Here is a 23,531-nt window from a genome sequence, read left to right on the forward strand (position 1 = left end):
GATGAGGCCCGCGCCAATCCGTGAAATCGGTGAAGTCCGTGGTTCAAAATGACTGAGTCCCCGCTGGCGCGGAGGCTCCAAGAGCGCTTCGGGAGAACGTCGTGGAACTGAAGGACAAGATCGTCGTCGTCACGGGCGCGGCGAGCGGGATCGGGCGGGCGCTGTGCGTGCGGTTCAAGGCCGAGGGCGCGAAGGCCATCGTCTGCGCCGACCGGGACGAGCCGGGCGCGAAGGCCACCGCCGCGATGGTGGGCGGCCGGGCGTTCAGGACCGACGTGTCGAAGGAGGAGGACATCAAGGCCCTCATCGACACCGTCGAGGCCGAGGTCGGGCCGATCGACCTCTTCTGCTCCAACGCCGGCATCGGCGTGGGCGGCGGTGCCGAGACGCCGAACGACGACTGGCAGCGCATCTGGGACATCAACGTGATGGCCCACGTCTGGGCCGCGCGCCACCTCGTGCCCCTGATGGCGGCGCGCGGCGGCGGCTACCTGATGAACACCGCCTCGGCGGCGGGCCTGCTCAGCCAGATCGGCTCGGCGCCCTATGCGGTGACCAAGCACGCGGCGGTGGGCCTGGCCGAGTGGCTCTCGATCACCCACGGCGACCAGGGCATCAAGGTCTCGGTGCTCTGCCCCCAGGCGGTGAAGACGGCGATGACCGCGGGCAACCCCGACGGCGTGGCCTCCATCGACGGCATGATGGAGCCCGAGGTTCTGGCCGAGAGCGTGGTCCGCGCCATCGAGGCCGAGGAGTTCCTGATCCTGCCGCATCCCGAGGTGCTGCAGTACATGCGCAACAAGACCGCCGACTACGGCCGCTGGATCGGCGGCATGCGCAAGCTCAATCGGCGGTTCGCGGGGTAGACCCGTCCGCGCCGCCGGCACCGCCGCCGTTTCGGCAGAACGGTTCTGCAATCATGCTCAGTGCGCGGCGGCGCGGCCGGCCTTAACTGTGGGGCTCAGAAGGAGCTACCCACGTGACCACCGGCCTCTCCCTGATGACCCTCGGCTTCGCCGTCGTGATGTCGATCCCGCTGTTCGGCCCCATGCTGATGCAGGCGCTCGGCTAGACCCTCCGCGGCGTTCCGCCCCTTGCCCTCGGCGGTCCGATCCGCCATATGCCGCCACGGAGATCGGCGGCGGACGAGCGCCTCGCCAACCTGGTCAGGGCCGGAAGGCAGCAGCCACAACGAATCACGCTTCGGGTTGTCGTTCGGTCTCCACCTTCCCCCTTTCCCGTCGAAGTAGGCCGGCGCAGCGCCGGTGGGTCAGGCGGTCGCCCGGGGACGCCGCGCGTTCAGTAGGTCACGGCGGCCGCGCAGGACCGCGCCCGCGCCGCCGAACCCCGCGATCATCATCGCCCAGCCGGCCGGCTCGGGCACGCCGGGGACGGTCGCCGCGGGCATGAACGTGAGCATCGCCGTGTAGGCCGCGCCGCCGCCGCTCGCCCCGCTCAGCACCAGATGCTGCGCCGAACCGCCGGTGACCTGCACCCCGTTCAGGAAGTTGAACTCGTTCCAGCCGGCCGAACCGGACTCGAACGCCTCGCCGTTGAAGGTGATCGTCGACCAGGTGATGTTCTGGCTGTCGCCGCTCATCGTCGAGATGACGACGAAGTCCGCCCGCCCGGTCGGCAGGGTGAAGTCGAAGGTGTCGGTGAAATTGGCGTCGGTGACGCTGTCGTTGCCGAAGGTGATGGTGAAGCCGCCATCCGCGCCGACAGGTCCGTAGGTCACGTAGGTCGCCGCCGCAGCCGCCGACGCCGACAGGGCGACGGCGGCCAATGAGGCCGCGAAGCTCGATGCAAGCCGTTTCATTACTGGTACTCCGCATTGTCGGCCGCCGCCCCGCATGTCCGCGCCATGACGGCAGGGATGCGTGGGCCGGCAGCCAGGAACGGCGAGACCCTGCCTCTGCCGCCGCACGGAGTCCAGTAATTATGAAACTAGTATAAAAGAATCCACCGTGGCGCCGGAGGCGCCGCATTCGCGAGCACATGCTCGACCCCGGCCACCGCGCGGTCGCCGTGGACGAGGCCCAGCAGGGTGCGGTGGTCGGCCTCGGCGACCGCCTCGATCATCGGCGCCTTCGACCCGCGCGCCGGGGCCTGGCGCACCTCGTCCCACATCGACATCGCCGGCGAGCGCGGCCCGGCGGTGACGACGGCGATCGGCCACTCGGGCCGCAGCGGCCCTGCGGCGGCGGCCTGCGCGGCGGCGGCGCGCCAGCCCCGCACCTCGGCATAGGCGGTGCGGCTCTGGCGGCCGGATATGAACCCGCGGCGCTTCTCGGCCCTGCCCTGCGGCGGCAGGCCGATGCGGTCGCCCCACCAGTAGAGCGGCTTGGTCAGCCCCACGCTGCCGGCCACGGCGCCCAGGCGCGCCAGGCCCAGCATGCGATCGGCGAACCGGCTGGCCTCGCGCCGCTCGACCATCTCGGGCGTGACCGCGTCGAGGAGCACCAGACCCACCACCTGGTCCGGGTGCGAGGCCGCGAACTGGCGCAGGTACAGTCCCGCCATCGAATGGCCCATCAGGACATAGGGGCCGGGCTCGCCCGAGGCGGCCATCAGCTTGCTGAGGTCGCCCACGATGGCGTCGCCGTCGCGCGGCGCCGGGCCGGCTTCGGAATAGCCCATGCCGGCGCGGTCGTAGGCGCAGGAGCGCAGGCCCCTGGCGGCGAGCTTCTGCTGGATGGCGGCGAAGTCGGCGGCGCCGCTGAACGCGCCGGATTCCATCCAGACCACGGGCCGCGCGCCCTTCGGCCCCTCGCAGACCAGGCGCAGCCTGTGGCCGCCGACGTCCACCATCTCGCCGCGCGGCTTGTAGCTGCGGCTGATCACCTCCGCGGCGACGGCGACCGCGCCCCACGCCGCGGCGGCCACGGCGGCGAGGACGAGGAGCGAGGCGAGCAGGATGCGCAGCATCCGGATTGCTTAGGGCCAATCGACCTTCAGTTCACCAAGCTTGGCCAACGAGAACCGGTCCTGATCCGGCTGTGTCAGCCGCAGGCTGACGGATGAACGGGCGCGCTGAGCCTTCGACGCTCTGCGTGCGGCAGGCGCAGGATGAACCACAGAAAGCACGGAAGGACACAGAAGAGGCTCCGTGTGGTCCGCTGCCTTCCGTGTTTTCTGTGTTTTCCGTGGTTGAATCAGAACGGCGCTGCGCGCGCCACCTTCTCCCCGGCGGGGAGAAGGGTGCTCGTCCGGGCCGCCGGATGTCGATTGGTCCTGGCCCGTTTGGCGCGTGTCCCGCCACCCTGCGCGCTTTCCACCGAACTTTCGGGCCGTCCCCCTTTGCCGGGAGGGAAGCCTCCCGTTAGATGGCGGGCATGGGCGACGACTTCGAGCGCGACGATTCCCCGCCGGAACGGGATCCGAACACGCCCGACATGTTCGGCGGCCCGCCGCCCGCGCCGAAGGCGCCGGACCAGGAAGAGTCTCCGCCCGTTGGGGGCGCCGCCTACACCGTCATCGCGCGGAAGTACCGGCCGCGGTCGTTCGACGACCTCTACGGCCAGGAGGCGATGGTGCGCACGCTGCGCAACGCCTTTGCGTCGGGCCGGATCGCTCACGCCTTCATGCTCACCGGCGTCCGCGGCGTGGGCAAGACGACCACGGCCCGCCTGCTGGCGCGCGCGCTGAACTACGAGACCGACGCCGTCCACGAGCCCACCCTCGATTTCAGGGAAGAGGGCGTCCACTGCCGCTCGATCATCGAGGGGCGGCACATGGACGTGCTGGAGCTGGACGCCGCCAGCCGCACGGGCGTCGGCGACATCCGCGAGCTGCTGGAAGGCGTGCGCTATGCGCCCGTCGAGGCCCGCTACAAGGTCTACATCATCGACGAGGTCCACATGCTGTCGACGGGGGCGTTCAACGCCCTCCTGAAGACGCTGGAGGAGCCGCCGCCGCACGCCAAGTTCATCTTCGCCACCACCGAGATCCGCAAGGTGCCGGTGACCATCCTGTCGCGCACCCAGCGGTTCGACCTGCGCCGGGTCGAACCCGACGTGCTGGTCGGGAACCTGGAGATGATCTGCGAGAACGAGGGCGCGCGCGTCGAGGCCGATGGCCTGATGCTCATTGCACGAGCTGCGGAGGGTTCGGTCCGGGACGGCCAGTCCATGCTGGACCAGGCGATCGTGCAGGCCGAGCCGGGCCAGACGGTCACGGCGGCGTCCATCCGCGACATGCTGGGCCTGGCCGACCGGGCGCAGACGATCGGACTCTTCGAACAGCTCATGCGGGGCGAGGCGGGCGCGGCCATCGAGACGTTCCGCCAGCTCTACGGCTACGGCGCGAACCCCGACCAGGTGGTGATGGACCTGCTGGACCACGCCCACGGCGCCTCGGTCGCCAAGGCGATCGGGCCGAACGCGCTGGTGATGCCGAAGGAACAGGCGTTGCGGCTGGCGGCGGTCGGCGCGGCGGTCTCGGCCGGCGTACTCTCGCGGGTGTGGCAGCTCCTGCTGAAGGCCTACGACGAGGTGCGGCGCGCGCCGGATGCGGCGGCGGCCGTCGACATGGCGCTGATCCGGCTGGCCTATGCGGCCGACCTGCCGGGGCCGGAAGAGGCGCTGAAGCGCCTGACGAGCGGCGAGCCGATGGGCGGCGCCGGGCCGACGGGCGGACCTTCCGGCGGTGGCGGCCCCACGGCGCGGCAGGGCGGGATCGCGACCTCCGCGGTGGCCCGCCAGGCGATGCCGCTGTCGGCGCCCGCCACCGAGCCGGTGGCCGAGCTCAAGACCTTCGAGGACCTGCTGGCGCTGATCGACCGGCGGCGCGATATCCGGCTGAAGATGGACGTGGAGCGGTTCCTGCGGCCCATCAGCTTCCGGCCGGGCGCCATCGAGTACGAGCCCGCGCCCGGCGCGCCGAACGACCTGGCGCAGCGGCTGGTGTCGCGGCTCAAGGACTGGACGGGCGAGCGGTGGCTGCTGTCGACGCAGGGCGGCGGCGGGGCCGAGAGCCTGTGGGAGAAGCAGAAGCGCGAGCAGCGCGAGGTGCGCGCCGAGATCGAGCAGGACCCGTTCGTGCAGGCCGTGATGGACGCCTTCCCGGGCGCCGAGATCGTGGGCGTCCGCAACCTGGAGACGGCCGCCGAGGCCGCCGCCCCGGCCGACGCCGCGCCGCCGGAGGAGGACGGCGACGACGAATGAGGCGGCGAAGCCGCTTGAATCGAACCGCGGAATACGCGGAATGGCGCGGAAGGACGGATGCGATTCCGCGTATTCCGCGGTTTCTTCAGGACAGCGCCTGCGGCGCAGCAAGTGGATGTGATGAAAGACCTCAATTCCCTGATGAAGCAGGCCCAGGCCATGCAGCAGCGCATGACCGACGCCCAGGAGAAGATCGCCGCCCTGGAGGTCGAGGGCACGTCCGGCGGCGGGATGGTGAAGCTGACGCTGAGGGGCACGGGCGAGCTGGCGCGCGTGGAGCTGGACGAGAGCCTGATGGCGCCGGGCGAAGGCGAGGTGGTCGCCGACCTGATGGTCGCCGCCCATGCCGACGCCAAGCGCAAGCTGGACGCCGCCCAGGCCGAGCTGATGCGGGACGCCGCCGGCCCGCTGGCCGGGCTCAATATTCCCGGCATGCCGAAGTTCTGACTTGGCCGCGTCCGCCGGACCCGAGATCGAGCGGCTGATCGGGCTGCTGGCCAAGCTGCCAGGGCTGGGGCCGAGGTCGGCGCGGCGCGCGGCGCTGGCGCTGCTGAAGCGGCGCGACCAGCTCCTGCTGCCGCTGACGGACGCGATGGGCGAGGCGGCGCGGCGGGTGAAGACGTGCCAGGTCTGCGGCTCGCTCGACACCCAGGACCCGTGCGCGATCTGCGCCGACGGCGTGCGCGACGGGGCGCTGATCTGCGTGGTCGAGGAGGTGGGCGCGCTCTGGGCGATGGAGCGGGCGGCGGCGTTCCGCGGGCGCTACCACGTGCTGGGCGGGCTGTTGTCGGCGCTGGACGGCGTCGGCCCGGACGCGCTGAAGGTCGGCCCCCTGGTACACCGGGCGAGCGCGCCGGAAGTGCGCGAGGTGATCCTGGCGCTGCCGGCCACCGTCGACGGCCAGACCACCGCGCACTACCTCGCCGAGCGGCTCTCGAACGCCGACGTCAGCGTCACCATGCTGGCCCGCGGCGTGCCGGTGGGCGGCGAGCTCGACTGGCTGGACGACGGCACCATCGCCCAGGCGATGCGGGCGCGGCGGCCGGCCTAGCTCCCGCGACACGACTCGTGCTATGGAACATAGCATGAACGCGTTTCTCTTCGTCGCCGTCCTGATGACGCTGATCGCGGCCGGGGCCGTCGCCTGGGCGCTGCGCGAGCGCGGCCGGGCCCACGCCGCCGAGCTGAAGGCGAAGCTGGTCGAGGGGCACGGCGACCTGCTCGCGGCCCAGTTGACCCAGCAGGCGTCGAGCCTCGCCGAGGAGATCCTGAAGCGGAACGAGGAGCAGGTGCGCAGTCGCGAGCAGCTCGCGCAAGCGCGCCTGGAAGCGCAGTTGAAGCCGGTAGCCGAGAGCCTGGAGAAGTTCCAGGCCCAGGTGACGGCGGTCGAGAAGGCGCGCGCCGAGGAGACCGGCGGCCTGAAGGAGCAGATCCAGAGCCTGCTGGCCGCCTCGACGGCGACGCAGGACGAGGCCCGCAAGCTCTCGGCGGCGCTGCGGCGCGGGGCGGGCGTGCAGGGCCGTTGGGGCGAGCAGACGCTGCGCAACGTGCTGGAGGCGGCGGGCCTCTCGGGCCGGTTCGACTTCGAGGAGCAGGCCTCGACCGACACCGAGGAGGGCCGCCGGCGGCCCGACGTGACGGTGAAGCTGCCCGGCGGCGGCCTCTTCGTCATCGACGCCAAGTGCTCGCTGAACGCCTTCTTGGAGCTGCAGGACGCCGCCGACGACTTCGCCCGCGATGCGGCCGGAATGCGCCACGTGCAGAGCGTGAAGGGCCACATCCAGGGCCTCTCCGCCAAGGCCTACTGGGACCAGTTCGAGGCTTCGCCCGACTTCGTGGCGATGTTCGTGCCGCTGGACTCGGCGCTGGCGGCGGCGCTGGACCGGGCGCCTGACCTGATGAACGACGCCATGGACCGGCGCGTGGTGATCGTGACGCCGACCACCCTCTTCGCCCTCTGCAAGGCGGTGGTCTACGGCTGGCGCGTCGAGGAGCAGGCGGCGAACGCTCAGGCGATCGCCGACCTCGGCAAGGAGCTCTACAAGCGCATCTCGGTGATGGGCGCGCACGCGGGCTCGGTGGGCAAGGCGCTGGAGGCGGCGGTCTCCCGCTACAACCAGTTCGTGGGCTCGCTGGAGACCCAGGTGCTGACCCAGGCGCGGCGCTTCGAGGACCTGAAGGTCGACCACCAGGGCAAGGAGGTCGGCGAGCTCGCCGTCGTCGAGGCCGGCGTACGCCCGCTGACCAAGCTGCTGGAAGCCGAGGCGCCTACCGTCCGGCTCGCGGCGAGCGGCGAGTAGTCGCCTGCTGCTTGTCCCACCTTGACGCTCAACTATCCCCCGCTTACCTGCCCGCCATGGCCCTTCGCGAGATCATCGTCGTTCCCGATCCCCGCCTGAAGCAGGCGTCCGAGCCCGTCCAGGCGGTCGACGACGAACTGCGCGCGCTGATGGACGACATGCTGGAGACCATGTACGCGGCGCCCGGCATCGGGCTCGCCGCCATCCAGGTCGCGGTGCCCAAGCGCGTCATCGTCATGGACCTGGCCCGCGAGGGCGAGGAGCCGCAGCCGCGCTACTTCGTGAACCCCGAGATCCTGTGGGCCTCCGAGGAGACCGCGCCGTACGAGGAGGGCTGCCTGTCGGTGCCCGAGATCTACGACGAGGTGGAACGGCCGGCCCGCGTGAAGCTGCGCTACCTGAACTACCGGGGCGAACAGATCGAGGAAGACGCCGAAGGGCTCTACGCGGTCTGCATCCAGCACGAGATGGACCACCTCGACGGCGTCCTCTTCATCGACCACCTGAGCCGCCTGAAGCGCGAGCAGGCGATCAAGAAGGTGAAGAAGCAGGCGAAGGCGGCGTAGCGACGAAGTCGCGTTCCCTCCCTTCAGGGCAGGGCAATCGCATATGGCTTGTGGGCGGCTTGTCCGCCCGATTCTTGAACCGCAGAGATCGCGGAGACACGCAGAGAGGGGCGCGGATCCACCGGAATCCTCTGCGTATCTCCGCGATCTCTGCGGTTTGACTGCCGGCCTTTCGGCCGCCCGCATCCATATGCGATTGCCCTGCCCTGAAGAGGAGGGATGTTCAGCGCTTCGCGTCCTTCGCATCCCTGGCGTCGGCGGCCTTCTTGCCCTCCGCCTCGGCCTTGGCCAGGCCGTCGCGGGCGCCGGCGGCCGCTCCCTTGAGCACGGACTTCGTGGCGTCGGCGGCGTCGCCCGCCGCGTCCTTGAGCTCGGCGCCGGCCTTCTTGATCTCGGGGCTGTTGGCGGCGTCCTTGGCCTTCTGGCCGACGCGGTCGGCGGCGGCCTTCACGTCGGCGGCGGTGTCCTGCCGCTCGGTCTTGCTGCAGGCGCCGAGCGCGAGGGCGAGACCGACGGCGGCGGCGAACATGATCCTGGACATGGGCGGGCTCCCTTGAGGCGTCGGCGGGTGAACGGCTCCGCTTGCGCGCAAGTTCCCTTGGCCGCTCGGGGCGGCTAAGAGCGGGCCGATGCGTCTCGCCTTCCTCGGCACACCCGACTTCGCCGTCACCGCGCTCGCCGCCATCGTGGCGGCCGGGCACGAGGTGGCCTGCGCCTACTCGCAGCCGCCGGCGCCGCGCGGGCGCGGCCACGGGCTGAAGCCGTCGCCGGTCCACGCCTTCGCCGAGGCGCACGGCATTCCCGTCCGCACCCCGGCGTCGATGCGCGACCCCGCCGAGATCGCGGCGTTCGCGGCGCTGGACCTCGACGCGGCGGTCGTGGTGGCGTTCGGCCAGATCCTGCCCGGCGCGGTGCTCGAGGCGCCGCGGCTGGGCTCGTACAACGTCCACGGCTCGCTCCTGCCGCGCTGGCGGGGCGCCGCGCCGATCCAGCGCGCGATCATGGCCGGCGACGCGGTCACCGGCGTGCAGGTGATGCGGATGACCGAGGGGCTGGACGAGGGGCCTGTGCTCTCGACGGCGACCGTGCGGATCGGCCCGCTGGACACGGCCTCGACGCTGCACGACCGGCTGGCGGCGGCGGGCGCGGACCTGATCGTGCGCACCCTGCCGGAGATCGAGGCGGGGACCGCCGTCGCCACGCCCCAGTCCGGGGAGGGCGTGACCTATGCGAAGAAGATCAGCGCCAGGTTCGCGCGGCTCGACTGGACGAAGCCCGGCGCGGTGCTGGACCGCAAGATCCGCGGCATGTCGCCGTTCCCGGGGGCGTGGTTCGAACTCCCGACCGAGAAGGGGCCCGTGCGCGTGAAGGCGCTGCTGTCGCGGTTCGAGGACGAGGCCGGCGAAGCGGGCGTCGCCCTGGACGACCGGCTGCTGGTCGGGACGGGCGAGGGCGCGGTGCGGCTGCTGCGCGTGCAGCGCGAGGGCAAGGGCCCGCAGGACGCCGACGCCTTCCTGCGCGGCCATCCCGTGCCCGCGGGGACGAGGCTCGGCTGATGCCCCGCTACCGGCTCCTGATCGAGTACGACGGCCGGCCGTTCCACGGCTTCCAGGCCCAGGCCGGCCTGCCGTCGGTGCAGGGCTCGCTGGAGCGGGCGGTGAAGAGGTTCTGCGGCGAGGACCTGCGGGTCGGCGCCGCCGGCCGGACCGACACCGGCGTGCATGCGACCGGCCAGGTGGTCCACGTCGACCTCGCCAAGGACTGGCCCGCCGAGACGGTGCGCAACGCGCTCAACTTCCACCTGCTGCCCGATCCGGTGGCGGTGATCTCGGCCGAGGTGGCGGAGGCGGGCTGGCACAGCCGGTTCTCGGCGACCGAGCGGCGCTACCGCTACCGCATCCTGAACCGCATGGCGCCGCCGGCCATCGACCAGGGCCGCGTATGGCACGTGAAGAAGCCGCTGGACGCGGAAGCGATGCACGACGCGGCCCAGGCGCTGGTGGGCCACCACGACTTCACCACCTTCCGCGACCTCGCCTGCCAGGCCAGGTCGCCGACGAAGACGCTGGACGTCGCCGCCGTGCGCCGCGAGGGCGAGGAGGTGATCCTGGAATTCGCCTCGCGCTCGTTCCTGCACCGCCAGGTCCGCTCGATGACCGGCACGCTGGCCGAGGTCGGCGTCGGCCGCTGGACGAAGGCGGACGTCGCCGCCGCCCTCGCCGCCCGCGACCGCAAGGCCTGCGGCCCCGTCGCGCCGGCCGAAGGGCTGTACCTCACCCACGTCGGCTATTGAGTTCCTCTCCCCCCGCGAAGCGGAGAGGGAGAGGGCAGGGAGAGGGCGGCTCGGCGCTTTGCATCGCGCCGCTGGTGGACCGAGGATCCTCGCTGAACCTCCCGGGACGCTCCACCGCCTGAGCCACCCTCTCCCTGCCCTCTCCCTCTCCGCTTCGCGGGGGGAGAGGAGGGCGCTACACATTCCTCTGACTCGAAAACCGGAGACCGCCCCCATGTCGCAAGGCCCCTGGAACCATCACATGCGCAGCGCCGGCGTCTCGGACGACATCGACTTCGAGATCAAGGGCGAGGAGCTGCAGTTCGTCGAGATCGAGCTGGACCCCGGCGAGAGCGCCGTCGCCGAGGCCGGCGCCTTCGTGTGGAAGGACGCCTCGGTCGAGATGACCACCATCTTCGGCGACGGCTCGGGCCAGCAGGGCGGGTTCATGGGCTCGCTGCTGGGCGCCGGCAAGCGCCTCCTGACCGGCGAGAGCCTGTTCACCACGGTCTTCACCCACCAGGGCCGCGGCAAGGCCAAGGTGGCGTTCGCTTCGCCCACGCCGGGCGCGATCCTGCCGATCAAGCTGGACTCGGTGGGCGGCACGCTGATCTGCCAGAAGGACAGCTTCCTGGCGGCGGCCAAGGGTGTCTCGATCGGCATCGCCTTCCAGCGCAAGATCATGACCGGCCTGTTCGGCGGCGAAGGCTTCATCATGCAGAAGCTGGACGGCGACGGCTGGGTGTTCGTGCAGATGGGCGGCACGCTGGTGGAGCGCGAGCTGGCGCCCGGCGAGCAACTGCACGTCGACACCGGCTGCCTGGCCGCCTTCACCCCCAGCGTTGACTTCGACCTGGAGATGGTGCGTGGCGTGAAGAGCATCTTCTTCGGCGGCGAGGGCCTGTTCTTCGCGCGGCTGACCGGGCCCGGGAAGGTGTGGATCCAGTCCCTGCCGTTCGCGCGCCTCGCCGGGCGGATGCTGGCGGCGGCGGGGCCGGCCGGGCAGAACCGCGGCGAGGGCTCGGTGCTGGGCGGCCTGGGCGACCTGATCGGCGGCAACCGCTAGGCTGGCGAGAGCGCGGGGAGGCTGAGGATGCGGTGGATCGGGCTGGCCGGGGCCCTGGCCTTGGCGACGGCGGCGCAGGCGCAGGTTCCGGCGGCGCCGGCCGACCCGATCGGCGGCGTCTTCGCGCGGTTCAAGGCGGACGATCCGGGCTGCGCGGTCGGCGTGGAGCAGAAGGGCCAGGCGCCGGTCTACCGCGGCTTCGGCTCGGCCGATCTGGAGCATGGCGTCCCGATCACGCCCGACACGATCTTCGAGGCCGGCTCGGTCTCGAAGCAGTTCACGGCCGCCGCGATCCTGCTGCTGGCCGCCGACGGCAAGCTGGCGCTCTCCGACGACATCCGCAAGTACCTGCCCGAGATGCCGGACTACGGCCGGCCGATCACCATCGACATGCTGCTCAGCCACACCAGCGGCCTGCGCGACTGGGGCGAGGTGGCGGCGCTGGCCGGGTGGCCCAGGACCAGCCGCATCTACACGCCGCAGGAGGTGCTGCTGATCGCGGTGCGGCAGAAGGGCCTGAATTACACGCCGGGCGAGGCCTACTCGTACACCAACACCGGCTACAACCTGGCCGGGCTGATCGTGCAGCGGGTGAGCGGGCGCACGCTGGCCGACTTCACGAAGGAGCGCCTGTTCCAGCCGCTGGGCATGACCCACACGAGCTGGCGCGACGACTTCCGCCGCGTGGTGCAGGGCCGCGCGATCGCCTACGAGCCGGGCCAGAACGGAAGCTGGCTGCAGGAGATGCCGTTCGAGAACACCTACGGCCACGGCGCGCTGCTGACGACGGTCGGCGACCTGCTGATCTGGAACCGGGCGCTCTCCGAGGGCCGCCTGGGCGCCGGGATCGCCGAGAAGATGGCCGAGCGTGCGACGCTCACCGGCGGGCGGCGGATCACCTATGCGCGGGGCCTGATGGTGCTGTCGTGGAGCGGGCGCGAGGAGGTCTCGCACTCGGGGGCGACGGCGGCCTACCGGGCCTGGCTGGCGCGCGTGCCGTCGACGGGGCTGTCGGTGGCGCTGCTTTGCAACCGCGCCGACGTCAATCCGGTCCAGGTCGGCCATCGGGTGGTCGACGCAGTGGCGCCGCCGCCTGCCGCGCCCACCGCGGCGCGGCTGGCGTCCGAGCCGGACCTGGCGCGCATCCCTGGCGCCTACGTCGACGAGCGGACCGGCAATGTGCTGCGCGTCGTGGCCGACAAGGGCGAGCTGCGCGTGCGTGGCGGCGGCGCTTTCCAGCCGCAGGCAGAGGCGGGTCGCTACACGGGCGGCGGCATGGACTTCACCTTCGCGGGCGACACGGTGAAGCGTGTGGACCCGGCCGGCGAGACGGTGACCTTCGCGCGCAAGGCCGAATGGAAGCCAGAGGAGGCCGACCTCCTGCCGCTGGCCGGCGCCTATTCCAGCCCCGAGGCGGGCGGCGTGCTGGTGGTGAGCGTGAAGGGCGGCGTCGCCGTGATCGCTCCGGCCGACCGGCCCAGCGCGCCCTATGTCATCCAGCCGCTCTACAGGGACGCCTTCCAGGGCGACGGCAACCTGATCCGCATCGTGCGCGACGCGAAGGGCAAGGTCACGGCGCTGCGCTTCACCAACAGCCGCGTCTACGCCCTCGACTTCCGGCGGGTGGACGCGCGGTAGCGCTCCCTCACCAAGGAACGTCATGGCCGGGCCTGTCCCGGCCATCCAGACACGCCGACCCCAAGCAAGCTCGCAGCGGCGCCTGGTGCGGGCCACCTCCGCACGCCTGTGCGTCTGGATGGCCGGGACAAGCCCGGCCATGACGTTCAAGAGGAGGTTTTAGAACCACGAACCCACACGAAGGCCCACGAACGCGCCCTGCCGGCCTCACACTCCGCAGCCCTCTCCCCGCAGCCTCGCCGGACGAGCACTTCAGACCGTCCGCCGCACAGGCGCGTTCGTGTTCGTTCGTGGTTGAACCAAGCGCGCGCGCCGCGCGCCCTTCTCCCCTCCCCGAACGTCATGGCCGGCCTTGTGCCGGCCACCCATGAGCACCGATCCCGGAAGGCTCGCAGCGGCGCCCGCCGCGGGCCGCTTCCGCACGCCTGCGCGTCTGGATGGCCGGGACAGAGCCCGGCCATGACGTTCAGGGGGTGGGGAGCGCGTTCGTGCGGCCAGGGCGACGCCCCGCCTCGCAACTGCGCCGCCAGCGACTATATTGCGCCGATGCCTGATGCGAATATCCCCGACGACGTCGTCGGCGCGTTCCAGATCGAGGGGGAGCCCGTCCGCGGACGCGTGGCGCGCCTGGGCCCGGCGATCGACGAGGTCCTGCGCGGACACGACTATCCCGAGCCGGTCGCCAACCTGCTGGGCGAGGCCTGCGCGCTGGCCGCCCTGGTCGGCTCCAACCTGAAGTTCGAGGGCCGCCTGATCGTGGAGGCCCGCGGCGACGGGCCCGTGCGCTACGTCGTGGCCGACTACGACACGAGCGGAGGCCTGCGCGGCTATTGCCGGTTCGACGCCGAAGAGGTGGCGCAGGTCAGCGGCGGCTTCCAGCGCCCGGGGGCCAAGACCCTGCTGGGCGACGGCGTCTTCATGATGACCGTCGACCAGGGCCCGGAGATGGACCGCTACCAGGGCATGACCGCCATAGAGGGCGAGACCCTGGCGCTCTGCGCCGAGCAGTACTTCGCGCAATCCGAGCAGACGCCGACGCGCGTGCGCCTGGCCGTGGGCCGCGAGGACGGCGCGTGGCGGGCCGGCGGCTTCCTGATCCAGTACATCGCCGCCGATGACGCCCGCGGCGAGACGGTCGAGGCGTGGAACCGCACGCAGGCCTTCTTCGAGACCATCGGCGAGGACGAGCTGCTGGACGCGGGCCTGTCGTCGGAGACGCTGCTCTTCCGGCTGTTCCACGAGGACGGCGTCCGCGTGTTCGGCTCCAGGCCGTTGCGCGCCTTCTGCCGCTGCAGCGAGGAGCGGATCATCACCGTGCTCAAGAGCTTCGACGCCGCCGAGCGCGACGACATGGTCGAGGCCGACGGCAAGATCCGCGTCACCTGCGAATACTGCAGCCGCGTCTACGCCGTGGAGCCCGCGGCGCTGCTGGCGGCTTAGGCCGCGTCCAGCGCGCGGCTGACGTCGCGGACGAGGTCGCCGGCGCCTTCGAGGCCCACGCTCATGCGCACCCAGCCCTCGGTGAGGCCGATCTCCAGGCGTTCGGCTTCGGGCATGGAGCGGTGGGTGGTGGTGCAGGGGTGCGTGGCCATCGACTTGGCGTCGCCGAGGTTGTTGGAGATGTCGAAGATCTCCAGCGCGTCGAGGAAGCGCCAGGCGGCTTCGCGGCTGCCCAGGTCGAAGGCCACGACGCTGCCGCCGCCGGTCATCTGGTTGGCGACGATCGCGGCCTGCGGATGGTCCGGCCGGCCGGGATAGACGATCTTCTTCGTCTTCGAATGCGCGGCGATGGCGTCGGCGACCTTGCCGCAGGTCTCAGTCTGGCGGCGCACGCGCAGCTCCAGAGTCTCCAGGCCCTTCAGCAGCACCCACGCGTTGAACGGCGAGAGCGCCGGGCCCGTGTGGCGGTGCATGTCCTTGTAGGCGTCGGTCAGCAACTGGGCGTCGCCGAGGATCGCGCCGCCGAGGACGCGCCCCTGGCCGTCGATGTGCTTGGTGGCCGAATAGACGACGACGTCGGCGCCGAGCGCCAGCGGCCTCTGGAAGATCGGCGTGGCGAAGACGTTGTCCACCACCAGCTTGGCGCCGGCCGCGTGCGCCACCTCGGCCACGGCGCCGATGGCGGTGACTTCGAGCAGCGGGTTGGCCGGGCTCTCCACCAGGAAGCACCGGGTGTTGGGCCGCACCGCGTTCTTCCAGGCCTCGATGTCGGTGGCGTCGACGTAGGTGGTCTCGACGCCGAAGCGCGGCATCCATTCCGACAGGATCCAGCGGCACGAGCCGAACAGCGCCCGGCCGGCCACGATGTGGTCGCCGGCGCGGACCAGGCCCATCAGCGAGAGCTGCACGGCGGCCATGCCCGAGGCGGTGGCCTTGCAGGCCTCGGCGCCTTCCAGCAGGGCGAGGCGGTCCTCGAACATCTGCGTCGTGGGGTTGCCGAAGCGCTGGTAGATGAAGCCCGGGCCGCCCGCGAACCGCTCGTCGGCGGCCTGCGCGCTCTCGTAGGCGAAGCTCTGGTTGAGGAAGAGGGCTTCCGAGATCTCGCCGTGCTCGGTGCGCATGAGGCCGCCGCGCACCGCTCGGGTCTCGATTTCCCAGTCGCGCGGATCTTCAGCCATCGGTGGCCTCCTTGGTGCAAGGACGCCGCTTGAACGGCAGGGGCGAGGCCGGGTCAAGGGCCGGTTTTCACCAACTTCCCCGCGTGAGCCTTGCAACACCCGCGTTCTGCGCTAAGGCTTCGCCGCCCATGAGCGAGATCACCGCCCCGGGCATCCTGCCCTGCCAGTCCATCGAAGCCCTGATCGCCGGCGGCGCGATCGCGTCCGCGACCCCCTGGGAGGCCGACCAGGTGCAGCCCGCGAGCCTCGATCTGCGCCTGGCCGGCAAGGCGTGGCGGGTGCGCGCCTCGTTCCTGCCGCGGCACGGCACGGTGCGCGAGCGGCTCAGGGAAGTGCGGATGCACGAGCTGGACCTCACGGCCGGCGCGGTGCTGGAGCGGGGCTGCGTCTACATCGCCGAGCTGCAGGAGCGGCTGACGCTGCCGAAGGGGATCTCGGCGCGGGCCAACCCGAAGAGCTCGACGGGCCGCGTGGACGTGTTCGTGCGCGTGATCACCGACCACGGGCACGCCTTCGACGACGTGGACGAGGGCTACGACGGGCCGCTCTACATGGAGATCGCGCCGCAGACCTTCTCGGTGCTGGTGCGCTCGGGCACGCGGCTGAACCAGTTGCGCCTGAAGGCCGGCGAGCCGCCGCGGCTGCGCACCGAGAGCGTCGGCGTCGACCTGACGGGCGAGATCGCCGGCTTCCGCGGCCGCCGCCACGCCGGCGTCGTCGACCTGGACCACGAGGACGGCCACGACCCGCGCGACTTCTGGGAGCCGCTGGTCCCGCGCAACGGCCAACTGCTGCTGGACCCCGGGGAGTTCTACATCCTGGCCTCGAAGCAGGCGGTGGAGATCCCGGTGATGGAAGCGGCCGAAATGACGCCGATCGACCCCTCGGTCGGCGAGTTCCGGGTGCATTACGCCGGCTTCTTCGATCCCGGCTTCGGGACCGACGAGGCGCACGGCAAGGGCAGCAAGGGCGTGCTGGAGGTCCGCAGCCACGAGACGCCGTTCATCCTGGAGGACGGCCAGACCGTGGCGCGGCTGGTCTACGAGCCGCTGACCGAGAAGCCGACGCGGCTCTACGGCGACCTGGGCTCGCACTACCAGCGGCAGGGCCTGAAGCTCTCGAAGCACTTCCGCGTCTGGACGCCCTGAGGCGAAACGGGCGCGAGCCTCGCCGCCCGCGCCCTTCGTCCGTCAGGCGGGGCTGAGCCCGCCGCCGGCCCGCACGGGCAGCAGCCCGGCCTCGGCCTTGTCGATCGCGTCCTTCACGTGCAGCCGGCGGCGGCGCAGGGCCTGCAGCCGCATCGCGTCGGGATGCGGACGGCGCAGCTCGGTGCGGATCTGCTGTTCGAGCTGGCGATGCCGATCGCGCAGATGCCAGATGCGGTAGTGTTGCATGTGCTCCTCCTGTGTGGAGGCGCGCCCGAAGCCCTTTGGAGCCTGATGGGGGAGAGAGGCGATTCCGCCAGGCCCCGAGCGCACCTGTCGCGGTCCGACATCACGATCGTGGGGGTGATCGCCAGAGGGGCCCGGTCCCGCCCTCCTGAGCTAGGCGCCCGGCGGCGCCTGGTGAAGAGGCGCCTCGATCAAACTTTTCGTGAGCGGGCGAGCGTCGGCGGGTCGCACTGACGTGCGCCGCGGCGGGGGCTATGGTCGGCCGCGGTGACAGGTCGGGGGACGACCATGGTGTGGCGTGGATTGGCGTTTGCCGTCGTGGCCGCGCTGCTGGCGGCCTGGCCGGCGGCGGCCGCGCCAGCCATGTGGCGGGTCTCGGACGGGGACAGCCAGGTCTTCCTGTTCGGCACGCTGCATGCCCTGAAGCCAGGCGTGGCCTGGCGCACGCCGCTCTACGACGCGGCGATGGCGAGGGCCGGGACGGTCTGGTTCGAGGCCGACATGACCTCGGGCGACCCGGAGACGATCCGGCTGCTGGTCCAGCGCTACGGCTCCGATCCCGACCGGCCGCTCAGCCGCAAGCTCGCGCCCTCTGACCTGGCGGTGCTCGCGCGCGAGACCGACATCGCCCGCATCGACCACCTGCGGCCCTGGGCGGCGGCGCTGATGCTGTCGGTGCGCCCGGTGCTGGGCCGTGGCGCCTCCGTCGACGCCGGCGCCGACATGGTGGCGACGCGCGCGGCGCGCGGCGCCGGCAAGCGGGTCAGGACCTTCGAGACCCTGGAGGACCAGGCGCGGATGTACGCGAGCCTCCCGGAAGCCTCGGAGGTGCGCTATCTCACCGACGTGATGCGCCGGCGCAGGAAGCCGGCTCTGCCCCCGCCGCTGGGGCCCGCCTCGCTGGAGAAGGCCTGGCTCGCGGGCGACATCTCGCGCCTGAACGACGGCCTGGAGGCCGAGAACCCCGGCCTCTACGACGCCCTCGTCCGCAAGCGGAACCGCGCCTGGGCCGAGACGCTGACGGCGGAGATCGTCGGCGCCTCGGGCATCGAGGTCGTGAACGTCGGCGCGCTCCACCTCATCGGCCCCGAGGGCCTGCCGGCGCTCCTGAAGGCGCGTGGGTTCAAGGTGGAACGGGTGCAGTAGGGCGCATCCGCCCCACAGGCCTCAGCGGCCGGCGCAGGCGCCGGGCTGGTAGGCCTTCCTGCGGATGATGGCATAGTCGCGGCCATTCCAGCGCATGACCGGGAAGCAGAAGCCCGGCCCGCCGTTCTCGATGTCGGGCCAGCCGCCGACGCCGCGGGTGGGCAGGAAGGTCGGGATGCCCTGGTTGCCGAAAAGCTGCTTCCAGGCGCCCGCCGCGTCCTTGGTCACGATCACGTAGCCCTGGCCGGTCATGCCGAAGCAGGCCGTGCCGTAGTCCGTGACCACGGCGTCCTGTCGGCCGTCGCCGTTCAGGTCGCGCATCTCGATGGTGACCTCCTGGGAGGTGTCGCAGGCGGGGTAGCGGCCGCGGACGGCGGTGAAGCCGGCGGCCCGAAGCGCCGCGGTGCGGTCGGCCGCGTTCCCCGCAGGCGGCGCAGACGGCGCCGCGGCGGTCCGGGCGGGCGGCGCGCCGCCGGCCGGGCAGTTGGACTTCAGCGTGTAGTCCTGGCCGTTCCAGGCCCAGACCGGCTGGCAGCCCGGCGCGTCGATGGTGTAGTCGCGCCAGCCTCGCGTCGCGGTCGGCAGCACCTTGATCGGCCCCATGGCGCCGCCGATCAGCCGCCAGCCCGAGGGCTCGCGCACGATCACCGCCGCCTTCACGCCGCCGGGGCCGTAGCAGGCCGCGTCGCCCGCGTCGGTGACGATGGCCTCGGGCCGGCCGTCGCCGTTCAGGTCGACGGCCGTGGGCCGCGGCTGGGCGGGCCGGCCGCAGAGGTTCTGGATCTGGTTGGGCCGGACGGTGAAGCCGGCGGCCGTGAGCATCGCCGCCGCCTCGCGGGCGCGGTCCTGCGGCGTCGTCTGCGCGAGTGCGGGCGCGGCCGCCAGCGCGGCCGCCGCGAACGCCGGAACCCCCCCGAGCTTCATCGCGCTCAGGCCGCCGGGCGCTTGTAGATCGAGCGCTTGGGGGTCTCCATCACCCGGCGCATCATCGGCGTGAACGCGTCGAGCGGCATGGTGTCGTAGCCCGGCTCGAACGAGTTCTGGTCGTAGAGGTGGCAGAACTGGGCGCAGGCCTCGAACGCCGGGTGGCCGCGGTGCTGCTCGCGCATGTCGCGGTCGAGGCCGATGTGGTGGAAGAAGTAGTACCCCTGGAAGATCCCGTGGTGCTTCAGGATCCAGTGGTTCTCCTCCGAGACGTAGGGCTCGAGGATGGTCGCGCCCAGCTCGGCGTGGTTGGCCGGCAGCAGGATGTCGCCGATGTCGTGCAGCAGGGCGCAGACGACGTACTCCTCGTCCTTGCCGGCGCGGTGGGCGCGTGTGGCGGTCTGCAGCGAGTGCTCCAGCCGGTCGACGGCGAAGCCGCCGTGGTCGCCGCTCAGCAGGTTGAGGTGCGCCACGATCCGGTCGACGTGCTCGCCGCGGTGCGCCATCGAGGCGCGGCCGATGGCGGCCCAGTCCTCGAACGTGCCCTCGGTCATCGCCGTGAAGACTGCTCGATCCAGCGCCGCATCGTCGGCCATCGGAACCTCCCGCTCATGAGGGCGCCATGGTGCGGGCGCGACGCGGCGGGGTCAACGCGCCGCGTTCGCCGGGGTCATCCACGCGGGGGCCTTGTGCAACTCGTCCGAGCGTCCGCCTCGACGGCCGGCCGAAGGTCCGCTAAAGGGATCGCCCTTCCGGAGCGATCCCGGCGGCGCGGGTGTAGTTCAGAGGTAGAACGTCAGCTTCCCAAGCTGAATGTCAGGGGTTCGATTCCCCTCACCCGCTCCAGTCTCCCGGTCCAGGTTCAGTGCATGAACACCCTGAGGACGGCGACGAGGGCGCCCGCGAAGCCTCCGGCGAGGAAGACCATCTTGATCGGCTCGAACGCGAGCTGTTGATCCTTCAGCTTAAGGTCGCGGACCTTTAGCTTGCGATCCAGGCGCATCAGCTCGAGACGCAGATCGCGCTCGGTGTCGTCGCTCCCGGACATGCTAGCGGAAGAGCGCCCAGGCGCCGAACACGAGCAGGCCCGCGATGAAGCCGCCGACCGGGTACATCATGAGCCGCCAGCGTGGCGTCTCCGTATAGGTGTCGAGCTGATGTTCGGTCATGGGCGTACCCTATCACATGGGTCCGGATTGTCGCCTGGGCAAGCCCGAGGCGGGTCGAGCCGGGCGATGGGTCCGCAGCTCGCGTCTGGCATCATCGTCCGTGAGCGCCGTCAGTTCGCCGCCACGCGCGCCGTCTCGGCGCCCGGCAGCGCCCGTGCGCCGTCGCCGACGATGAGGAAGGCGGCCCAGTAGTAGGGGTGGGAGTAGTCGTCGTCGCGGGAGATGAAGCTGCGCATGGCGGCGGCGAGCGCCTCGCCCTGGGTGGCGGCCTTGGCGTTGAAGAGGGCCGACATCAGGGTCTCGGTGGCGGCGGAGTCCACCTCCCAGTTGGAGACCAGCAGGTTGCGCGCGCCGGCGTAGGTGAAGGTCGAGACGAGGCCGCCCAGGGCCGCGCCGCCGCCGCCGTCCTCCAGGCCCGCGCCGGTGTCGCAGGCCGAGAGCACCACCAGGTCGGCGTCGAGCTGGAGCTGCGGGATCTCGCTGGTGTCGAGGAGCGAGTCGCTGCCCGGCCCGCCCTGCGAGGTGACCAGCGCCGGCTGCAGGCAGCCGTTGGCCTGCGGCAGCAGGCCGTGGGTGGCGAAGTAGAGCACGCGGTACTGGTCGAGCGCGCCTTCGAAGCCGCCGCCGTTCTTGACCCGCTCGTCGGTGAAGTCGGCGCCCACGATCACGCTGTCGGGCGCGCCCACGGCCTTGGCCACGAAACGGACCTCGGTGGCGGCCTCGGGGAGCTGCGGCATCTCCATGAGCTGTTTGCGGAAGCTGGCGCAGAAGTCGGCGCCGCCGGCGAGCGCGATCGACCAGTCGGGCGCCATCACGCTCCGGAACGCCGCGTCGTCCTTGGCGATGACCGGGTCGGCGAAGCCCAGGAACGGCTTCGGCGCGCGGCTCGGGCGGCTGCGGCGGGTGTTGTAGAAGGCCGCGGTCGAGACCGACACCGACGTCTCCAGGCGCGAGGCGACCCAGCTCACGCCCTTGTAGGAGACCTCCGCCTTCGCCCGCCGGGCGCGCTCGACGTTCTTCGCCATCACCTGCACGCTCGCGTCGTCGGTGACGAGGGCGCCGATGGGCACGCCCACCATGGTCGGGTCGGGCTGGTAGATCAGTTTGGTGATGGTCTTGAGCTGCGGCTCGATGGGGCCGAGCAGGGCCGCATAGAGCCGGTGGGCCACGCCCACGTCCCACTCGCCCAGGAAGCCCGAGCCCACCTCGGCGATCGGCTCGCGCAGCTTGGCGGCGAGCTTGCGGGCCTCCGGCCGGCTGAGGTCGATGGCGTAGGGCCGCACGGCGTCGCGGGTGATCAGGAGGCCGTAGCCGCGGTTCGAGAGCAGCATGACCTTGAGATAGGCCTCGCCGTCCTTCAGCTCGGCCTGCAGGTCCTTGCTGGTGACGGTGGTCGAGAGCGCGGTGGCATAGCGCGGGTTGGCGTCGAACAGGCGCTGTTCCAGCTCGTTGGCCTGCTTGCGCAGGGCGTCGAGCTCGGCGTCGGCCTTCTCGCGCGCCTCGCCCGTGTAGGCCCCGGCGCGCTGGAGCTGGCGGATCTCCTGGTCCTTCTGGGCGACGAGGCGCAGGGTCGCGTCGCGGGCGCGGGAGATGCCCGCGCTGGCCGAACCCTCCGAGCTCAGGCGCTCGGCGAACTGCAGCGAGGCGGCGGCCGTGGATTCCCCCACCAGCGCCTCGGAGCTGGCGAAGAACCGCTGGGCGTCGGCGGCCTTGGCGACGGGGTCGTTCCCCACCCGCTTCAAGAGGATGTCGAAGTAGTCGGCGGCGGCGTCGGCCGAGGCGCCCAGGGCGCCGCGCTTGAGCTGGAAGATGCCGAAGGCGCGCTCGAAGTCGCCCAACGCCTCGTCCTCCATGCCGGCAGCGGCCTTGGCGCGGGCCAGCTCCAGCAGGAAGCGCCCCAGCGGGAGCGAGCCGGCGTCCTTCATCTCGTAGGCGGCGAGAGCGGCCTCCAGCCGGCGGACGGCCAGCGCCGGCTGGCCGTCGGCGCGGTCGAGCGTGGCGAGGTCGACCTGCAGGCGCACCACCAGCCAGGGCGCGGCCGAGCCCAGCACGTCGGCGCCGCGCGGGCGCGACAGGATGTCGATGGCGCTCTGCAGGCTGGCGCGGGCCGCGGCGCGCTGCTTCAGCGCCTCCTGGCTGGTGCCGATGATCTGCCAGGCCTGGGCGTCGCGCACCGCCTCGCGCTCGTCGGCCGAGAGCTGCAGGCTCGGCATCTTGCCCTGGGCGTTGAGCGCCATCGCCGCGGCGTGGCCCAGGCGGACGTCGGGGCCCGCGCGGGTGACCAGGCCGGCGGCCGCGACCTCGGCCATGCCCGCGCGCTGGGCGATGGCCTGCCTGGCGAGCGCGATGGCGTCGTCGAAGCGGCGCTGGTTGCGGGCGTGGGCGGCCTGCATGTTGAGGGACAGCGCGCGGAGCGGCGCGCTGTTGGCGTCTGCGACCAGCGGCGCGGCGGCCTTGAAATAGGCCTCGGCCTCGGAGGTGCGGCCGGCGTTGGAGGCGTTGAGCGCGACGTTGAGGTAGGCCTCGGCGCGGTCGGTGACGCCGAGCCGCTCCAGCGACGCGCCGGCGAGCTGGCTGAAGCGCGACTCCGCGTCGCCGAACTGCCAGAGCTGGGCCTCGCGGTAGGCGGCCTCCTTCTGCTTGGCGGGCGAGGCGGCGCTGGCCTCGGCGACGGCGTTCAGGTTCTCGATCTGGCCGCCCAGCACGGTCCCGAGGTTGGCGGTCTGCTGGCTGGTGGCGGCCGGCGGCTTCTGGCGGCCCAGCGCCACCTTGACGCCCGTGCCCAGCACGTCGGCGATGGCGGCGTAGCCCTCGGCCACGATCACGTCCTTGCCGTCGTGGGCCTCGTAGACGACGTAGCTCGCGCCCAGCGGCCTGGTCTTGCAGGCGGCGAGCGTGGTCTTGCCCAGCCCGGGATCGGGCGCGTCCATCGCCGGCTCGCAGGCCGCGCGGTCGGCGAGATGCCTGCGCCACGCTTCGCCCGCCGCCGCGCCGTCGGCATGGAAAGCGTAGATGCGGCCCAGCGTTTGCGTCCAGCCGCGGCACATCACCTGCCAGGCGCGCTGGCCGGCCCGCTGCGCGACCGGGTCGTCCCAGTCGCGCACGGCGGTGCAGACCGCCCCGCTGCGTGCGCTCTGGCCCAGCACGAAGTCCTCGCGCGGCGCGGCCTCGGCGCCGCCGCCCCACGCGCCCAGGGCCAGCGCCGCGAGGGCGCCGGGCCAGGCCGGGCGCTGGCGGCGGCGCGGGGCGGGCAGCATCCCGCTTTGGCCGATGACA

At 71.9% G+C, this 23,531-nt stretch carries 22 protein-coding genes, 1 tRNA gene and 1 other RNA gene; 15 read left to right on the forward strand and 9 right to left on the reverse strand.

All coding sequences use genetic code 11. From position 1 onward, the window contains the following. Positions 1–101: 101 nt before the first annotated feature. Together KF737_RS01165 and ffs are read left to right on the forward strand one after the other, a co-directional pair. Complete coding sequence (locus KF737_RS01165; RefSeq protein ID WP_296449440.1) at positions 102–866, forward strand: SDR family oxidoreductase; 765 nt, start codon at positions 102–104, stop codon at positions 864–866. A gap of 263 nt (positions 867–1,129) precedes the next feature. After that, an RNA gene (gene ffs, locus KF737_RS01170) (signal recognition particle sRNA small type) lies at positions 1,130–1,228 on the forward strand. Between the two features lie 42 nt (positions 1,229–1,270). On the opposite strand, the gene KF737_RS01175 is transcribed toward ffs, so the two are convergent. Then, entirely contained in the window at positions 1,271–1,819 is a 549-nt protein-coding gene (locus KF737_RS01175) for an FxDxF family PEP-CTERM protein (RefSeq protein ID WP_296449442.1), read from the reverse strand. Positions 1,820–1,947: 128 nt separating this feature from the next. Further along, the gene (locus KF737_RS01180) at positions 1,948–2,928 is read right to left on the reverse strand and encodes an alpha/beta fold hydrolase (protein WP_296449445.1); all 981 of its coding nucleotides are present in this window, start codon (positions 2,926–2,928) and stop codon (positions 1,948–1,950) included. Between the two features lie 398 nt (positions 2,929–3,326). On the opposite strand from KF737_RS01180, the gene KF737_RS01185 reads away from it, so the two are divergent. The 5 genes from KF737_RS01185 to KF737_RS01205 all read left to right on the forward strand — a co-directional run bounded on the left by KF737_RS01185 (position 3,327) and on the right by KF737_RS01205 (position 8,031). Then, positions 3,327–5,165 carry a DNA polymerase III subunit gamma/tau gene (locus tag KF737_RS01185; RefSeq protein ID WP_296449448.1) on the forward strand — a complete coding sequence of 613 codons (1,839 nt, stop codon included), beginning with the start codon at positions 3,327–3,329 and terminating at the stop codon, positions 5,163–5,165. Positions 5,166–5,285: 120 nt separating this feature from the next. After that, entirely contained in the window at positions 5,286–5,612 is a 327-nt protein-coding gene (locus tag KF737_RS01190) for a YbaB/EbfC family nucleoid-associated protein (protein WP_296449451.1), read from the forward strand. Position 5,613: 1 nt separating this feature from the next. Beyond that, positions 5,614–6,216 (forward strand): recombination mediator RecR, encoded by a 603-nt coding sequence (gene recR / locus KF737_RS01195; RefSeq protein ID WP_296449454.1) that lies wholly within the window; start codon positions 5,614–5,616, stop codon positions 6,214–6,216. 34 nt (positions 6,217–6,250) lie between these two features. Beyond that, positions 6,251–7,465: a DNA recombination protein RmuC gene (locus KF737_RS01200; protein ID WP_296449457.1), complete on the forward strand. Its 1,215-nt coding sequence runs from the start codon at positions 6,251–6,253 to the stop codon at positions 7,463–7,465. Between the two features lie 56 nt (positions 7,466–7,521). Then, positions 7,522–8,031 (forward strand): peptide deformylase, encoded by a 510-nt coding sequence (locus tag KF737_RS01205; RefSeq protein WP_296449460.1) that lies wholly within the window; start codon positions 7,522–7,524, stop codon positions 8,029–8,031. Between the two features lie 223 nt (positions 8,032–8,254). On the opposite strand, the gene KF737_RS01210 is transcribed toward KF737_RS01205, so the two are convergent. Continuing rightward, on the reverse strand, positions 8,255–8,572 hold the full coding sequence (locus KF737_RS01210) for a cell surface protein (protein WP_296449463.1): 318 nt from the start codon (positions 8,570–8,572) through the stop codon (positions 8,255–8,257). Between the two features lie 88 nt (positions 8,573–8,660). Here KF737_RS01210 and fmt point away from each other — a divergent pair, with 88 nt between their 5' ends. The 5 genes from fmt (at position 8,661) to KF737_RS01235 (ending at position 14,447) form a co-directional block, all read left to right on the forward strand. Continuing rightward, a complete protein-coding gene (fmt, locus tag KF737_RS01215; RefSeq protein ID WP_296449465.1) occupies positions 8,661–9,587 on the forward strand; it encodes a methionyl-tRNA formyltransferase in 927 nt (308 codons plus the stop codon). Further along, positions 9,587–10,324: a tRNA pseudouridine(38-40) synthase TruA gene (truA, locus tag KF737_RS01220; protein ID WP_296449468.1), complete on the forward strand. Its 738-nt coding sequence runs from the start codon at positions 9,587–9,589 to the stop codon at positions 10,322–10,324. Before fmt ends, truA begins: the two co-directional genes overlap by 1 nt. Before the next feature lie 214 nt (positions 10,325–10,538). Next, the gene (locus KF737_RS01225; RefSeq protein ID WP_296449471.1) at positions 10,539–11,369 is read left to right on the forward strand and encodes a TIGR00266 family protein; all 831 of its coding nucleotides are present in this window, start codon (positions 10,539–10,541) and stop codon (positions 11,367–11,369) included. A 27-nt stretch (positions 11,370–11,396) separates the two neighbouring features. After that, positions 11,397–13,007, forward strand: a complete 1,611-nt coding sequence (locus KF737_RS01230) for a serine hydrolase (RefSeq protein WP_296449476.1) — start codon at positions 11,397–11,399, stop codon at positions 13,005–13,007. 546 nt (positions 13,008–13,553) lie between these two features. Beyond that, positions 13,554–14,447 (forward strand): Hsp33 family molecular chaperone, encoded by an 894-nt coding sequence (locus tag KF737_RS01235; protein ID WP_296449479.1) that lies wholly within the window; start codon positions 13,554–13,556, stop codon positions 14,445–14,447. Here KF737_RS01235 and metZ read toward each other — a convergent pair. Then, on the reverse strand, positions 14,444–15,625 hold the full coding sequence (gene metZ / locus KF737_RS01240) for an O-succinylhomoserine sulfhydrylase (protein ID WP_296449481.1): 1,182 nt from the start codon (positions 15,623–15,625) through the stop codon (positions 14,444–14,446). The two genes, KF737_RS01235 and metZ, sit on opposite strands and share 4 nt — an antisense overlap. Before the next feature lie 128 nt (positions 15,626–15,753). Here metZ and KF737_RS01245 point away from each other — a divergent pair, with 128 nt between their 5' ends. After that, entirely contained in the window at positions 15,754–16,773 is a 1,020-nt protein-coding gene (locus tag KF737_RS01245) for a 2'-deoxycytidine 5'-triphosphate deaminase (protein ID WP_296449484.1), read from the forward strand. Between the two features lie 42 nt (positions 16,774–16,815). Here KF737_RS01245 and KF737_RS01250 read toward each other — a convergent pair whose 3' ends face one another. Further along, on the reverse strand, positions 16,816–17,019 hold the full coding sequence (locus tag KF737_RS01250) for a DUF465 domain-containing protein (protein WP_296449486.1): 204 nt from the start codon (positions 17,017–17,019) through the stop codon (positions 16,816–16,818). A gap of 300 nt (positions 17,020–17,319) precedes the next feature. Between KF737_RS01250 and KF737_RS01255 the strand changes: the two genes are divergently transcribed. After that, a complete protein-coding gene (locus KF737_RS01255; protein ID WP_296449490.1) occupies positions 17,320–18,162 on the forward strand; it encodes a TraB/GumN family protein in 843 nt (280 codons plus the stop codon). Between the two features lie 21 nt (positions 18,163–18,183). Here KF737_RS01255 and KF737_RS01260 read toward each other — a convergent pair whose 3' ends face one another. Continuing rightward, positions 18,184–19,086: a hypothetical protein gene (locus KF737_RS01260; RefSeq protein WP_296449492.1), complete on the reverse strand. Its 903-nt coding sequence runs from the start codon at positions 19,084–19,086 to the stop codon at positions 18,184–18,186. Positions 19,087–19,091: 5 nt separating this feature from the next. Continuing rightward, positions 19,092–19,682 (reverse strand): HD domain-containing protein, encoded by a 591-nt coding sequence (locus KF737_RS01265; protein ID WP_296449495.1) that lies wholly within the window; start codon positions 19,680–19,682, stop codon positions 19,092–19,094. 175 nt (positions 19,683–19,857) lie between these two features. Between KF737_RS01265 and KF737_RS01270 the strand changes: the two genes are divergently transcribed. Beyond that, positions 19,858–19,932: transfer RNA gene (locus KF737_RS01270), tRNA-Gly, on the forward strand. A gap of 16 nt (positions 19,933–19,948) precedes the next feature. On the opposite strand, the gene KF737_RS01275 is transcribed toward KF737_RS01270, so the two are convergent. Both KF737_RS01275 and KF737_RS01280 read right to left on the reverse strand, forming a co-directional pair. After that, positions 19,949–20,134: a hypothetical protein gene (locus KF737_RS01275; protein ID WP_296449499.1), complete on the reverse strand. Its 186-nt coding sequence runs from the start codon at positions 20,132–20,134 to the stop codon at positions 19,949–19,951. Between the two features lie 231 nt (positions 20,135–20,365). After that, on the reverse strand, positions 20,366–23,531 hold a 3,166-nt coding region (locus KF737_RS01280), incomplete at its 5' end, for a CHAT domain-containing protein (RefSeq protein ID WP_296449504.1).

It is taken from the genome of Phenylobacterium sp., from assembly GCF_019636135.1.
In the GTDB taxonomy this organism is placed as follows: Bacteria; Pseudomonadota; Alphaproteobacteria; order Caulobacterales; family Caulobacteraceae; genus Phenylobacterium.

Excerpts from the sequence above, each read along its gene's own strand:
- KF737_RS01190 (WP_296449451.1), top strand. The coding sequence starts at position 5,286 with ATGAAAGACCTCAATTCCCTGATGAAGCAGGCCCAGGCCATGCAGCAG.
- truA (WP_296449468.1), top strand. The coding sequence starts at position 9,587 with ATGCCCCGCTACCGGCTCCTGATCGAGTACGACGGCCGGCCGTTCCAC.
- KF737_RS01200 (WP_296449457.1), top strand. The coding sequence starts at position 6,251 with ATGAACGCGTTTCTCTTCGTCGCCGTCCTGATGACGCTGATCGCGGCC.
- KF737_RS01180 (WP_296449445.1), bottom strand. The coding sequence starts at position 2,928 with ATGCTGCGCATCCTGCTCGCCTCGCTCCTCGTCCTCGCCGCCGTGGCC.
- fmt (WP_296449465.1), top strand. The coding sequence starts at position 8,661 with ATGCGTCTCGCCTTCCTCGGCACACCCGACTTCGCCGTCACCGCGCTC.
- KF737_RS01245 (WP_296449484.1), top strand. The coding sequence starts at position 15,754 with ATGAGCGAGATCACCGCCCCGGGCATCCTGCCCTGCCAGTCCATCGAA.
- KF737_RS01260 (WP_296449492.1), bottom strand. The coding sequence starts at position 19,086 with ATGAAGCTCGGGGGGGTTCCGGCGTTCGCGGCGGCCGCGCTGGCGGCC.
- KF737_RS01250 (WP_296449486.1), bottom strand. The coding sequence starts at position 17,019 with ATGCAACACTACCGCATCTGGCATCTGCGCGATCGGCATCGCCAGCTC.
- KF737_RS01230 (WP_296449476.1), top strand. The coding sequence starts at position 11,397 with ATGCGGTGGATCGGGCTGGCCGGGGCCCTGGCCTTGGCGACGGCGGCG.
- KF737_RS01175 (WP_296449442.1), bottom strand. The coding sequence starts at position 1,819 with ATGAAACGGCTTGCATCGAGCTTCGCGGCCTCATTGGCCGCCGTCGCC.
- KF737_RS01185 (WP_296449448.1), top strand. The coding sequence starts at position 3,327 with ATGGCGGGCATGGGCGACGACTTCGAGCGCGACGATTCCCCGCCGGAA.
- KF737_RS01210 (WP_296449463.1), bottom strand. The coding sequence starts at position 8,572 with ATGTCCAGGATCATGTTCGCCGCCGCCGTCGGTCTCGCCCTCGCGCTC.
- KF737_RS01265 (WP_296449495.1), bottom strand. The coding sequence starts at position 19,682 with ATGGCCGACGATGCGGCGCTGGATCGAGCAGTCTTCACGGCGATGACC.
- KF737_RS01205 (WP_296449460.1), top strand. The coding sequence starts at position 7,522 with ATGGCCCTTCGCGAGATCATCGTCGTTCCCGATCCCCGCCTGAAGCAG.
- KF737_RS01235 (WP_296449479.1), top strand. The coding sequence starts at position 13,554 with ATGCCTGATGCGAATATCCCCGACGACGTCGTCGGCGCGTTCCAGATC.
- KF737_RS01225 (WP_296449471.1), top strand. The coding sequence starts at position 10,539 with ATGTCGCAAGGCCCCTGGAACCATCACATGCGCAGCGCCGGCGTCTCG.
- metZ (WP_296449481.1), bottom strand. The coding sequence starts at position 15,625 with ATGGCTGAAGATCCGCGCGACTGGGAAATCGAGACCCGAGCGGTGCGC.
- KF737_RS01275 (WP_296449499.1), bottom strand. The coding sequence starts at position 20,134 with ATGTCCGGGAGCGACGACACCGAGCGCGATCTGCGTCTCGAGCTGATG.